Origin of the sequence: Mesorhizobium sp. M4B.F.Ca.ET.143.01.1.1 (assembly GCF_004792275.1) — a bacterium.
Taxonomy (GTDB): Bacteria; Pseudomonadota; Alphaproteobacteria; order Rhizobiales; family Rhizobiaceae; genus Mesorhizobium; species Mesorhizobium abyssinicae.
Map to the genome: position 1 here is coordinate 572313 of NZ_SRSR01000003.1, position 13658 is coordinate 585970.

Here is a 13658-nt window from a genome sequence, read left to right on the forward strand (position 1 = left end):
TCTGCCCCGACTGGGACCGTCGCCGGCGCTATCCCGTCCAGCCAAGGCCGGCCGAGATGCAGTTGATCGAGACGAGCAGGGCGTCGGTCGCCCGCTTTTGATCCGCTGTGCCGGTGTTTGCCCGGACTTCCCGCAGCAGATCGACCTGCAGCCGGTGGATGTCGTCCATCTGTCGTCGCAGATTGTCGAAACGCCGCTTGAACATCGGAAAGCGCGCGGAAAGATCGCCTCCCGTGAGGTCGCCGATCAGGCGTCGCGTCAACTCGTATTCGGCACCGATGCGGGCGTGGATTCGCCCGGCCGCATCGCTGTCGGACACCAGGCCGGCATAGAGGCGCGCGATCTCCATGTCGGACTGGTAAAGCGTCTTCTCGGCCTCGTCGACGATCAGGCGGAAGAAGCGCGAGTGCTCGAACATGCGGGCCAGAAGGTCGCGCCCGGCCTCGCCGCGCACGGTGACGAAGGAACTCATCGCGCTGCCGATGCCATACCAGCCGGTCAACAGGTGGCGGTTCTGGCTCCAGGCGAACACCCATGGAATGGCGCGCAGGTCGGCAATGCCACTGGCGCCGAAACGGCGATCCGGCCGTGAGCCCATTTTCAGGAGCGCCAGCTCCGCCACCGGGCTCGCCTGGTTGAAATAGGCGAGGAAGCCGGGCTCGGCCATCAGCCCGGCATAGGATGCCTGCGACATGCCTGCCAGCGCTTCCAGCGCTTCGTCGAATTCCGGCGTTTCCTTCTTCTCGACATCGCCGGGCGATCCGACACTGTGGGCCAGCACGCCGGCGGCGAGAATCTCGAGCTGGTTGAGGCCGGTGCCGCGATTGGCGAATTTCGACGAGACGACCTCGCCCTGTTCGGTCACCCGCATGGTTCCCGCGACGGTGCCTGCCGGCTGCGCGGCGATCGCCCGGCCGGTCGGCGCGCCGCCACGGCTGACGGAGCCGCCGCGACCGTGGAAGAAACTGATCCTGACCTTATGCTTGCGGCCGACGGCAGCGAGGCGCTTTTGCGCTTTCGCCAATTCCCAATTGGACGCGAGGAAACCCCCATCCTTGTTGGAGTCCGAATAGCCGAGCATGATTTCCTGGCGGGCGCCGAAATCCCGCACCGTGCGCCGCACAAGCGAAACGCCGAGCAATCCGTCCAGGATGCCGGGGGCGGCCTGGAGATCGGCGATGGTCTCGAACAATGGCACGATCCGCAGCCGGATTGTGCCGCCGCCACCACCGGGGGCGGTCGAAAGTCCGCAATATTGCGCCAGCAGATAGACCGCGAGCAGGTCGTCGGCCGAGCGGGTCATGCTGAGAACGAGAGCCCCGACCGCGTCGCCATCCGATCCGGAGATGTGCCTTGCGATGACCGAGAATGTCGAAAGCAGTTCGCCTGCCTCAGGCGAGAGCCGGCCTGCGTCGATCTCCAGCTGCTCGCCCTGGCTCAAGGCAGCGCGAATGCGCGCCGACCATTGCGGCGTGCCGGCTGCCACCGGATCGGCGGGATTTGCCAGGGCAAACAGCTCGGCCAGCACGCGGTTGACGACGGTGGAGTTCTGCCTGACGTCGAGCGAAACCGTGCGAAAGCCGAAGCTTCCGACCTGCCAGAGCAGCGGCTGGACGAAACGCCTGGCCACCGCGCGCCCTCCGATTGCTTCGAGGACCGAAGACAGGGCGTTGAGATCGGCCCGAAACGCCTCCGCCAAGGGGTACGCCGCCGTACCGCCATCCCGCGTGGCGTCCAGCCGGGCAAGCAGGGCCGAGGCGAACTGGCGAAGCGGTTCGTCAGGGTTGCGGGCGGCGATCTCGTCGGCCTGTCCGCTTCTATCGAGCGCCGTTTGCAGCACCGGCTCGAAGCTGGCCGGCAGGTCGATGACGTTCGAACTGGCACTGAGCACCGACACCAGCCGCTGCACCTGCGCCAGATACCAGCCTATGGCGGTGTTGCGGTACTCGGCCATGGCATGGGCCGTGACCGCGGCCGTCACGTTGGGATTGCCATCGCGGTCGCCGCCGATCCACGAGGCATAACGCATGAAGGAGGGAATTCTTATCGGCTCGCCCGGATAGTGACGCTCAAAGGCGCCCTGAAGCTTGCCATAGAGCTGCGGCGTCGCCTCGAAGATGACTTCGCGAAAGAAATGCAGGCCCCAGGCGATCTCGCGCTCGACCGTCGGGCGCTCCAGCCGCAGCTCGCCGGTCATCCACAGAAGCTCGATCTCGCTTTCCAGATCGGCGACCAGCAGGTCGCGTTCGCGCGGCGCCCAGCGCGGCTGGTCGAGCTCGGTCAGCTTGCGATAGATGCGGCGGTGGATCTCCAGCACCGTGACGCGCTTGGCCTCCGTCGGGTGAGCGGTCATGGTCGGGCCGACGCAAAGCTCATTGAGCGCGGCCTGGGCTTCCTGCGCCGAGTGGCCGTTGGCCGCCATCTGCGCGATCACGCTGGCGAAGGAGCCGGGCACTTCGTCGACGCCGGCGCCCTGTTCGAGTTCGCGTCTCGCCCGCATGGCAAGCAACTCGTCGGCGATCGTCAGCAGTTGGAACCACACGCCTGTCGCCTGAAGCGCCGGGATGCGCTGGCCAGGGGCGAGGGAGCCAAGCGACCTGCGTCCGCTCAGAACGGCGGCGATCTCCGGCTCGCGGGCGCTTGCGACCTTGAGCAGCAGGCGCAACAAAAGGCTGCGCTCGTCCTCGCGAAACTTGATGCGTCTGCTCTGTTCCAAGGCGCTCTCCTGATCCGTCGGCATCGACCGCCGCTGTAGCCGCGCCCTGAATCGAGGGTGGCGCCGGCTGTCAGGCGACCCGGTCGGGAACCGGACGCCCCTCGAAGAAGGCGGTCAGGTTCTCCACCACCTTCATGCCCATCGCCACCCGCGTTTCCTCGGTCGCGCTGCCGAGATGCGGCAGCAGCACGACATTCTCCAACTGCTTCAGCCCCTCCGGAACGGCCGGCTCCTCGGCAAAGACGTCTAGGCCAGCGCCGGCGATCTCGCGCCTTTGCAGCGCGCCGATCAGGGCGTCCTGGTCGACGACGTCGCCGCGCGCGGTGTTGATCAGGAACGCGCTACCCTTCATCAACCGCAGGCTTCGGGCATCGATCAGGTGGCGGTTTTCCGCGCCGCCCGGGCAGTGCAGCGACACGAAATCGGATGCCGTGAGCACGCCTTCCAGAGTCTGCATCTGCACCGCGCCCATGGCGCGCGTTTCCTCATCATCGACCGGCGACCGGTTGAAGAACACGATCTTCATGCCGAAGCCGAAATGCGCGCGCCTGGCCGTCGCCTTGCCGATGCGCCCCATGCCGACAATACCCAAGGTCTTGCCCGAAACCTTCGCGCCGGCCATGTGGGTCGGCGACCAGCCGTGCCATTCTCCGGCTCGCAGCTGCCGCTCGCCTTCACCGGTCCGGCGCGCGACCGCCAGCATCAGGCTCAGCGCAAGGTCGGCGGTGCAATCGGTCAGCACGCCAGGCGTGTTGGTCACCACGATGTCGCGGTCGCGGGCCGCCGTGACATCGATGTGGCTGAAGCCGACGCCGAAATTGGCGATGATGCGGGTACGGGCGGCGCTCTCGGGGAACACCGCGACAGGCAAGCGGTCGCTGACCGTCGCCAGGATCGCGTCAAAATCCGCGAAGGCGGACGTCATCGCGGCAGCGCTCAGCGGCGTATCGTCTGCGTTGAGCGTCGTGTCGAAGCGCTCTGCGAGGATCGCCTCGACGGCGGCCGGCCATTTGCGTGTGACAATCAAACGCGGTTTCATCGAATTTCCTGCCGATCGACGGGCCGCCGCGATGCCTGCGCCGGCCCAGATTTCACATTTGCTATGCGGCCTTCGCCGGCGTCACGCCGCCTTCTTGGACCGCGCCAGTGTCTCGGCCACGACCTCGCCGAACGAGGCGGGGGTCGGCACGATGACGACGCCGGCTTCCTTGAGGATCTCGACCTTCTCCTGCGCCGACTCGCCAAAGGCGGAGATAATCGCCCCGGCGTGGCCCATGCGGCGGCCCTTCGGCGCGGAAAGGCCGGCAATGTAGGCGATCAGCGGCTTGCGCATGTTGTCGCGCGCCCAGATCGCGGCTTCGGCTTCCTGCGGGCCGCCGATCTCGCCGATCATCACCACGGCATCGGTATCCTCGTCGCGCTCGAAGAGCTGCAGGATGTCCTTGAACGACGAGCCGTTGATCGGGTCGCCGCCGATGCCGACGCTGGTCGACACGCCGATGCCGAGCGCCTTCATCTGCGAGGCAGCCTCGTAGCCCAGCGTGCCCGAGCGGCCGACGATGCCGACCCGGCCGGGCAGATAGATGCTGCCGGGCATGATTCCCATCAGCGCCTGTCCGGGCGTGATGACGCCGGCGCAGTTCGGGCCGACGAGGCGCATGCGGTCCTCGAAGCGGTAGCGGCGCATGTAGCGCTTGACCTGCATCATGTCCTGCGACGGGATGCCGTCGGTGATGCAGACGCAAAGCTTGATGCCGGCGTCCGCCGCTTCCATGATCGAATCGGCCGCGAAGGGCGGCGGCACGAAGACGATGCTGGCCTCGGCGCGGGTCTCGCGAACCGCACCCTTGACGGTGTTGAAGATGGGCAGGCCGAGATGGGTCTGGCCGCCCTTGCCGGGGGTGACGCCGCCGACGAGCTTGGTGCCGTAGCGCTTCATGTCCTCGGCGTGGAAGCTGCCGATCTTGCCGGTGAAGCCCTGGACGATGACGCGTGTGCTGCGATTGAGCAGGATTGCCATTTTTTTTAGACCTCCCTCAGGCTGCTTTTTTCTTCTTGGCGGCCGCGCGCCAGGCGGCGACGGCCTTTTCGGCGGCTTCGGCCAGCGTCTCGGCGACGATCACTGCCTCGCCGGAATCGGCCAGGATCTTGCGTCCTTCCTCGACTTTGGTGCCGGAGAGCCGCACCACCAGCGGCACGTCGACGCCGACCTCGCGGATCGCCTTGATGACGCCTTCGGCGACCCAGTCGCAGCGGTTGATGCCGGCGAAGATGTTGACCAGGATGGTCTCGACATTCTTGTCGCCGAGCACGGCGCGGAAGGATTTCGCCACCCGCTCCGGAGAGGCGCCGCCGCCGATGTCGAGGAAGTTGGCCGGCTCGCCGCCGGCGATCTTGATCATGTCCATCGTCGCCATGGCGAGGCCTGCGCCATTGATGATGCAGCCGATATTGCCCTCCAGGCCGACATAGGAAAGGCCGCGGTCGCTGGCGAAGGTTTCGCGCGGGTCTTCCTGGCTCTTGTCGCGCAATTCGGAGATCTCCGGGCGGCGGAACAGGGCGTTCTCGTCGAACGACATCTTGGCGTCGAGCGCGACCAGGCTGCCGTCGCGGGTCACCACCAGCGGATTGATCTCCAGCATCGAGGCGTCGTAGTCGCGGAACACCTGGTAGCAGCCGAGGATGGTCTCGGTGGCCTTGCCGATCAGATTGCTCTCGAGCCCGAGGCCGAAGGCGATCTCGCGCGCTTGGAAGCCCTGCATGCCGACACCGGGATCGACCGTGGCGCGGATGATCGAATCCGGCTTCTTTTCGGAGATGTCCTCGATCTCCATGCCGCCGGCGGCCGACGCCACGATCATGACGCGCTCTTCCTTACGGTCGAGCACGAAGCCGAGATAGAGCTCCTGGGCGATGTCGACGGCTTCCTCGAGATAGAGGCGCGAGATCAGCTTGCCGCGCGGGCCGGTCTGATGGGTCACCAGCTTGCGGCCGAGCATGGCCTCCGCAGCGTTGGAGATCTCCTCGTCGTTGGAGCAGAGCTTGATGCCGCCGGCCTTGCCGCGCGCGCCCGAATGAACCTGCGCCTTCAGCACCCATTTCGAACCGCCGATCTCGCGCGCCCGATAGGTCGCCTGCTCGGGGCTGTAGGCGAGGCCGCCGCGCGGCACATGCACGCCGTGGCGGGCGAGCAGTTCCTTGGCCTGGTATTCGTGAATGTCCATTTGGTCCTCCGGTAAATATCAGTGCGTCGCAGCCTGGCCGGCGCGCTCGATGGCCTCGCTGACCACCAGCACGTTGCGCGCCATGCGTTCCGACGCGGCGTCGATCATCTTGCCGTCGAGTGCTGCCGCGCCCTTGCCGAGCGCCTCGGCCTCCTTCAGCACCTCGAGGATGCGCCTGGCGCGGGTGACCTCTTTCTCCGGCGGCGAGAACACGTCGTTGGCGAGCGCGATCTGCGACGGGTGGATCGCCCATTTGCCTTCGATGCCGAGGGCCGCGGCACGCCTTGCGGCCGCATTGTAGCCTTCGGGATCGGAGAAATCGCCGAACGGTCCGTCGATGGCGCGCAGGCCGTAGGCGCGGCAGGCGACCGTCATCCGCGACAGAGCGAAATGCCACTGGTCGCCGGGATAGTCGGGGTTGAGGCCGCCGATGTTGACGGTGCGCGCCTTGTTGCTGGCGGCATAGTCGGCAACGCCGAAATGCATCGCTTCCAGCCGGCCCGGCGTGGCGGCGATCGCCTCGACATTGGCCATGCCGAGCGCGGTCTCGATCAGCGCCTCGAGGCCGACGCGGGTCTTGTAACCCTTGGCCATCTCGATCTGGTTGACCATGGCCTCGACCATATAGAGGTCGGCCGGCACGCCGACCTTCGGCACCAGGATGGTGTCCAGCCGGTCGCCGGCCTGTTCCATGACGTCGACCACGTCGCGGTACATGTAGTGGGTGTCGAGGCCGTTGATGCGCACCGAGACGGTCTTGCCCTTGGCGCGCCAGTCGATGTCGTTCAGCGCCTGGATGATGTTCTTGCGGGCGCGCTCCTTGTCCGGCGGCGCGACCGCGTCCTCGATGTCGAGGAAGACGAAGTCGGCGGCGCTGTTCGCGGCCTTGTCGATCATCTCCGGGCTCGAGCCCGGAACCGCCAGCTCGCTACGCTGCAGCCTGAGCTTCTTCAGGTGGTTGATTGTGTGGCTCATGGTCGGTCCTCCTCAGGCCGCTTCGGCAACCGGCACGGCGGCCGAGGCGCGGAAGTGCTGGATGGCGGCGCCGACGCCGGAGCCCGGCGCCAGCTTGACGCCGCAGTCGAGCAGCGCCAGCTCGGCGGCCGACAGCGAGGCCAGCACCATCACCTCGTTCAGCCAGCCGAGATGGCCGATGCGGAACACCTTGCCGGCCACCTTGTTGAGGCCGCCGCCGAGCGATGTCTGGTAGGTCCCGTAGGCGCGCTTGACGACGTTGGCGCTGTCGATGCCGTCGGGCACCAGGATGGCGCTGACCGTGTCGGAGTGCCATTGCGGTGTCCTGGCGCACAGCTTCAGGCCCCAGGCCTCGACCGCCTTGCGCACGCCTTCGGCGAGGCGATGGTGGCGGGCGAAGATGTTCTCCAGCCCTTCCTGGGCGATCAGGTCAAGCGAGGCGCGGAGCCCGCGCAGCAGCTGGGTGGCCGGCGTATAGGGGAAGTAGCCGGTATCGTTGACGCGGATCATGTCCTCGAAGGAGAAGTAGCAGCGCCGGTGGGTCGCGAGCCGCGACGCGGCAAGCGCCTTCTTGCTGACCGACAGGAAGCCGAGGCCGGCGGGCAGCATGAAGCCCTTCTGCGAGCCGCTGACGGCGCAGTCGACGCCCCATTCCTCCTGACGGAAGTCGATCGAGCCGATCGACGAGACGCCGTCGACAAAGAGGAGCGCCGGGTGGTTCGCCGCGTCGAGCGCGGCGCGGCAGCCGGCGACGTCGCTGGTAACGCCGGTCGCGGTCTCGTTCTGGGTGCAGAAGACGGCCTTGATGCGGTGCGCCTTGTCGGCCTGCAGCTTCTCGGCATAGAGCTCGAGCGGGACGCCGGTTCCCCATTCGCAGTCGATAACGTCGACCTCGAAGCCGAGACGCTCAGCCATGTCGACCCACAGATGCGAGAACTGGCCGAAGCGCGACATCAGCACCCGGTCACCGGGGCTAAGCACGTTGGTCATCGCCGATTCCCAGGCGCCGGTGCCGGACGAAGGGTAGATGAAGACGCGGCCGGTCTCGTTCTTGAACACCTTCTTGATGTCCTCGAACAGCGGCAAGGTCAGATCCGGGAAGGAGGAGGCGCGCATGTCCTCCATCGGCAGGTTCATGGCCTGCCGGACCTGCTCCGGAATGTTGGTGGGCCCTGGGATGAAAAGATGGGTGAACCCAGCCATGCGCGAACTCCTCCGGTCATTTGGGATGGTGGAGGAAGTTTCGTTTCGATGGGCCTGAGCGACAACACTCTGGCGGGTAAGTTGTCGCCGCGCGCGGGTAGGTTCCGCCTACCCGGCCGTCCTACCCGATAGGTGATTTGGGCGTACGGCGCTTCTCGCTCGAATAGAGCGCGACCGCCATGGCGCGGTTGCGGACGTCGAGCTTGTCGTAAAGATTCTTGAGGTGGTACTTCACCGTATTCTCGGAAATCCCGGTCCGTGTCGCGATCTGCAGGTTGGTCCAGCCGTCGGAAAGCACCGCCAGCAGCTCGCGCTCACGCACGGTGAGCTGCGCCAAGGGCGTGTCGTTGACCTTGTTGATGTCGATATAGGGGATGCAGATGCGGCCGTGCGCGACCGCCAGGATGGTCTCGAAGATGATCGGCGGGTCGTCGAACTGGAAGCAATAGCCTTGGGCTCCGAGCCGCACGCACTGCTTCAGGATGCCGATGTCGTGGTCGTTGGAAAAGACGGTGATGCGGACGTCGAGCCCACGGTTCTGGACCTCGGCCAGGATGTCGGCGCCATCCATGTCGGCGAGCTTCCAGCCGATGACGGCGACGTCGAAGTCAGGCTCCGCCGCGAATTCCAGGAATTGCTTGCCGCTTTGCACCGTGGCCAGAAGCTCGAAGCGCCCGTCGCATTCCAGCATTTCGCGAAGGGCCGAGATGACGAGCGGATTGCGTTCGGCAACGATCACGCGAACGCGTCGTTCCTCAATTGACCCGTTTCCTCTCTCCGGCTTCGTCGTCAAGGGTTCCCGGTTTTTCTCTTTGCGGCCGGGCGAGCCCGGCCGTGGTCCTCTATGCTGACAATTCTGCCGCAACCGCGCGGGCGTGCTCTTTCCCCAGCGACATGCGCTGTCGCGTCGCCTGAAGCCGGACCGGCGTTCCTTTTTGATGGTATCGCCATTCCCGGTGGCTTACCGGACGATGTCTCCTGCCAACGGAATTGATCGGGCGGGAAGGGCGTATTTCGTTTGATATTCCTGAGCGTTAGAGCGATAGGTTCGCAAATCGAATCGTGCTGCCGAACCATCATTCCTTCGAGCTTCGGATTTTCCCAAATGCGGTTTCCCCTTTGGGTTCGATGCTCTAGACCTGAACTCTAGACTATTTGCTTCTGCGCAATTCCGAACGGAAAACCGTTACACACTTTTCCTGGAATTGCTCTAGCTTTTCCGGGATCCTGACGGCGGGAGGCGCTGGTGGAAGGCCAGGACAATCAAACGACCGACGCCAGGCCGCATGAGGAGGCCCACGCCGACATTTATGGCGAAGACGGCGCCGTCCTGTCGTCTTTCCTGGCCCATGTCGGCGCGGCGATCGCCGACCGCGACACGCTCACGCTCAAGCGCGACGTCGGCGACCTGCACCAGTCGGAGCTCGGCGATCTGCTCGAGGCATTGCATCCCGAGCAGCGCCGCGCGCTGGTCGAGCTGCTCGGCTCCGATTTCGACTTTTCCGCGCTGACCGAGGTCGACGAGGCGATCCGTCTCGACATCGTCGACAATCTGCCGAACGAGCAGATCGCGCAGGCGGTGCAGGAGCTCGATTCCGACGACGCCGTCTACATTCTTGAGGACCTCGACCAGGAGGACCAGGACGAGATCCTGTCGCAGCTGCCGTTCACCGAGCGGATCAGGCTGAGGCGGTCGCTCGACTATCCGGAGGAGTCAGCCGGCCGGCGCATGCAGACGGAATTCGTCGCCGTGCCGCCGTTCTGGACCATCGGCCAGACCATCGACTACATGCGCGAGGACAAGAACCTTCCCGACCGCTTCAGCCAGATCTTCGTCATCGATCCGAGCTTCAAGCTGCTTGGCGCCATCGATCTCGACCAGATCCTGCGCACCAAACGGGCGGTGAAGGTCGAGGATGTGATGCACGAGACGAGGCACGCCATCCCGGCCACCATGGACCAGGAAGAGGCGGCGCGCGATTTCGAGCAGTACGACCTCCTGTCGGCGGCCGTGGTCGACGAGAACGAGCGGCTGGTCGGCGTGCTGACCATCGACGACGTCGTCGACGTCATCCAGCAGGAGGCCGAGGAGGATCTCTTGCGCATGGGCGGCGTCGGCGACGAGGAACTGTCCGACACGGTGCTCGCGACCTCGCGCTCGCGTGTGCCGTGGCTTCTGGTCAACCTGTTGACGGCCTTCCTCGCGGCCTCGGTGATCGGCCTGTTCGACCACACGATCGAGCATATCGTGGCGCTGGCCGTGCTGATGCCGATTGTCGCCGGCATGGGTGGCAATGCCGGCTCCCAGACCATGACCGTCACCGTGCGCGCGCTGGCGACGAAAGATATCGACATCTACAATGCCGCCCGCATCATCCGCCGCGAGGTCGGCGTCGGCTTCATCAACGGTGCCGTGTTCGCCGTTCTGATCGGCATCGTCGCGGCGGCTTGGTTTCGCGATCCCAACCTGGGCGGCATCATCGCGGCGGCGATGATCATCAACATGTTCGCGGCGGCGCTCGCCGGGATCCTGATCCCGCTGCTGCTCGACCGCTTCAAGATCGATCCGGCAGTGGCGTCGGCCGTCTTCGTCACCACGGTCACCGACTGCGTCGGCTTCTTCGCTTTCCTCGGCCTCGCTACCTGGTGGTTCGCCGTCCCCTGAGGATTGTTGATATTCAGGTGATGCCGGCCTGCAAATGGCGGTCTCCTGCGCTTCCGGTGCTCACGTACCTTTAAGTACGCTCCGCTCCGATTCTGAGCGACCACCATTTTGCTCGCTTCGCGCCCGTCTTCGACTCCGGCTCGGCCTACACAACAACCCAATCCCAGTTGGGGATCGTGTCTTCAATTGACTTTTACGTAAATGCCGTGCGAGGTTCGGCCAGCTTCCATTCGATTCCGCTCATGGAACGAAGGGGAGGGGGCGACGCCACGTACGGCGCCCAGAACGGGCATCGGGAGCGACAATGCGGGAATACTACACGATCACCGAACTGACCCGCGAATTCGACGTGTCGACCCGGACGCTGCGCTTCTACGAGGACGAGGGGCTGGTGCAGCCGGTGCGGCGCGGCCGCACAAGGCTGTTTCGGCCGTCCGACCGGCATCTGATCCGCCAGATCATGCGCGGAAAAAGGCTCGGTTTCTCGATCAACGAGATCCGCGAAATCATCCAGATGTACAAGGAACCGCCCGGCGAGGTCGGCCAGCTCAAGCTGATGATCAAGCGCATCGAGGAAAAGCGCGAGGATCTCAGGCAGAAGCGGCGCGACCTGGAAGAAACGCTGGCCGAGCTCGACCAGGCCGAGGAATCCTGCGTCGAGCGCCTGGTGGAACTCGGCGTCAACACCTGAACGTGGCTGTCCCTTGTCGGGCGGTGTCTTCTCAACTGAGCAAGATCACCGCGCTGCCATAGGCTTCGAGTTGCATGGGACCCGCGGTCGGACGACCGGTCAGCAGGTCTAGGCCTTGGGGCACGCCCGGCACTGCCACCGGTACTTCCGTGGTATTTTGAACGAACATCAGTTGGCGATCCTCGGCCTCGCGGATCGACACTTCCACTCCATCAGGCAGTTCAGGAAGCAGAGGCGCCACGCCCGCCCTGGTCAGAACGCCCTCGGCGATGGCTTCCGCAAGCTCGTGCGTCAGATAGGTACCGACATAGACGACGCGGCCTTTGCCGAGCTGGCGTGAGGTGATTGCCGGCTGCCCGGCGCAAAAGCGGCTCGACCATGCGCCCAGCACCTCGGTATCCGGCGCGACCTCGAGCAGTTCGTAGAGATGCGCGGCCTCAAACTGCCTGTTGCCGAAGGTGAAATGATACTTGCGCTCCGCCGACGAGGCCGGGAGAGGCGATGGCGGGACATGGGCGCCAGTGGCGGCCTGGCGGAACAAGGGAAACAGGCCGGCGCCGCCTTGCGGAACGAGGCGGCCGAACTCGGCAACCTTGACGCCGCTCAGTGCCGAAAGATCGCGCCCGGGTGCCTGCTCGCGAACGATGTGGTTGTTCTCATCCCTTGTGCCGGTCAGCGCCGACAGGATCAGTGTGCCGCCGCTGCGGACGAAAGCCTCGACCGCAGCATTCCATTCCTGCTTCCACATCACCCAATGCGGAACATAGAGCGCCTTAAGTCGCGACAGGTCATCCTCGGGGTGGATGAAGCCGCAGGCTATGCCGTTCCGGTAGCAGTACCGGTGCAGCAGCGTTGCATCGTCGAGCGGGCTCGGCAACCCCATGGCATAGGTCTTATGCGCTTCCTGGTTGTCGAAATCCGCGCCGGCGATGCCGATGTCCATGCGCACGACCGTGCCAAGGATCCGATTCTTGATAGCGGCGATGTCGTGGAAGAACCGGCTCGCCTCGTCGTAGCGGCGTCGGGGCACGTCGTCGTGATCGATGACGCCCATCCAGTAGATCTCTGCGCCAAAATGCGCGGGGCGCCAGCGGAAAAACATGATGCCGTCGGCGCCGCGTGCCACCGATGTCATGGCCATGCGGCGCATCTCGCCCGGCTCCGGTGTCATGGTCGAGAAGCCCGGCTGGCTGCCAAAGCCGGAGGCCTGCTCCGGCACGATATAGTTGCCGGAGTATGCACGGCAGATGTCGAGATGCAGCGCCTGCGTGGCCGCGTGTCCGCCCGTGCGCCGCATTTCGTCATACAGCATCGGGTAGATGTCGAAGCCGATGAAATCGAGGTCCTGTCCGAACTGGCCGCGGAAATCGATGTCGGCGAGCTGGCCGAGATTGTGGAAGACGAACCAGTCCGGATTGGCGGCGCGCAGGATCTCGACTTGGTCGTGCTGGAAAGCCGCCGTCGCCGCGGCCAGGAAGCGATGGTAGTCCTGCACCTGCCCGGGGCTCGGATAGGATGGCATCAGCGGCCGCGGCAGGTCGATTTGTGAGAAATCGTCGTAGGCCGTCGCCCAGAAATGGCCGCCCCAGGCGAAATTCAGCGCGCCGATCGCGCCGTATTTGTGCTGCAGGAATTTCTGGAATTCCAGCCGCGTCGAAGGCGCGAACGACTCCGAAACCGTCGTGTTGAGCTCGTTGTCGGTCTGCCAGCCGATGACGCGAGGATTGTTGTTGTAGTGCTCGGCCATGGCGCGCGTGATGCGGCGGCTGTGAGCGCGAAACACGGGGCTGGTGGTGTCGGCGTGCTGACGCGATCCATGGCTCGCGCGGTGGCCGTTGACGTCGACGCGCAACACCTCGGGATAGTTGACGGTCAGCCAGCGCGGCGGCGTCGCTGTCGGCGTGCACATGATCGTGTCGATTCCGACAGCGCCGAGAACCTCGATTGCCCGGTCGAACAGATCGAAGTCGAACTTGCCTTCATAGGGCTCGAAAATATGCCAGGCGAACTCCCCCATCCGGACCGTGTTGACGCCGGCGGCAAGCATGCGCTCGGCATCGCGTCGCCAGCAGCTCTCGTCGACATGTTCGGGATAGTGCGGTGCTCCCAGAAGAAAGCGGTCGAGATTGAGCGGTCGCCAAACCGAAAGCGGGGCGGGCTTCTTGCAGTGCATGCGGATGATAC

The 13658-nt window shown here is 65.1% G+C and carries 10 protein-coding genes; 2 read left to right on the forward strand and 8 right to left on the reverse strand.

The window, feature by feature from the left end; all coding sequences use genetic code 11:
• Positions 1-28: 28 nt before the first annotated feature.
• From EN786_RS10100 to EN786_RS10130, 7 genes are all read right to left on the reverse strand, one after another.
• A complete protein-coding gene (locus tag EN786_RS10100; RefSeq protein ID WP_135908279.1) occupies positions 29-2716 on the reverse strand; it encodes a phosphoenolpyruvate carboxylase in 2688 nt (895 codons plus the stop codon).
• Positions 2717-2786: 70 nt separating this feature from the next.
• Positions 2787-3755 (reverse strand): D-glycerate dehydrogenase, encoded by a 969-nt coding sequence (locus EN786_RS10105; protein WP_127311842.1) that lies wholly within the window; start codon positions 3753-3755, stop codon positions 2787-2789.
• A gap of 81 nt (positions 3756-3836) precedes the next feature.
• Positions 3837-4736, reverse strand: a complete 900-nt coding sequence (gene sucD / locus EN786_RS10110) for a succinate--CoA ligase subunit alpha (RefSeq protein WP_127311843.1) — start codon at positions 4734-4736, stop codon at positions 3837-3839.
• Positions 4737-4752: 16 nt separating this feature from the next.
• On the reverse strand, positions 4753-5940 hold the full coding sequence (locus EN786_RS10115; protein ID WP_127285817.1) for a malate--CoA ligase subunit beta: 1188 nt from the start codon (positions 5938-5940) through the stop codon (positions 4753-4755).
• 18 nt (positions 5941-5958) lie between these two features.
• Positions 5959-6915, reverse strand: coding sequence for a CoA ester lyase (locus tag EN786_RS10120; RefSeq protein WP_127312040.1), 957 nt, complete (start codon positions 6913-6915; stop codon positions 5959-5961).
• A gap of 12 nt (positions 6916-6927) precedes the next feature.
• Positions 6928-8118, reverse strand: a complete 1191-nt coding sequence (locus tag EN786_RS10125; RefSeq protein WP_127312039.1) for an aminotransferase class V-fold PLP-dependent enzyme — start codon at positions 8116-8118, stop codon at positions 6928-6930.
• Between the two features lie 121 nt (positions 8119-8239).
• Positions 8240-8911, reverse strand: coding sequence for a response regulator transcription factor (locus EN786_RS10130; RefSeq protein ID WP_127285814.1), 672 nt, complete (start codon positions 8909-8911; stop codon positions 8240-8242).
• Positions 8912-9364: 453 nt separating this feature from the next.
• Between EN786_RS10130 and mgtE the strand changes: the two genes are divergently transcribed.
• Both mgtE and EN786_RS10140 read left to right on the forward strand, forming a co-directional pair.
• On the forward strand, positions 9365-10783 hold the full coding sequence (mgtE, locus tag EN786_RS10135) for a magnesium transporter (protein WP_127285813.1): 1419 nt from the start codon (positions 9365-9367) through the stop codon (positions 10781-10783).
• Positions 10784-11087: 304 nt separating this feature from the next.
• Positions 11088-11474 carry a MerR family DNA-binding transcriptional regulator gene (locus EN786_RS10140; protein ID WP_112618641.1) on the forward strand — a complete coding sequence of 129 codons (387 nt, stop codon included), beginning with the start codon at positions 11088-11090 and terminating at the stop codon, positions 11472-11474.
• 31 nt (positions 11475-11505) lie between these two features.
• On the opposite strand, the gene EN786_RS10145 is transcribed toward EN786_RS10140, so the two are convergent.
• Positions 11506-13647: a beta-galactosidase gene (locus EN786_RS10145; protein ID WP_127309402.1), complete on the reverse strand. Its 2142-nt coding sequence runs from the start codon at positions 13645-13647 to the stop codon at positions 11506-11508.
• Between the last annotated feature and the right edge of the window lie 11 nt (positions 13648-13658).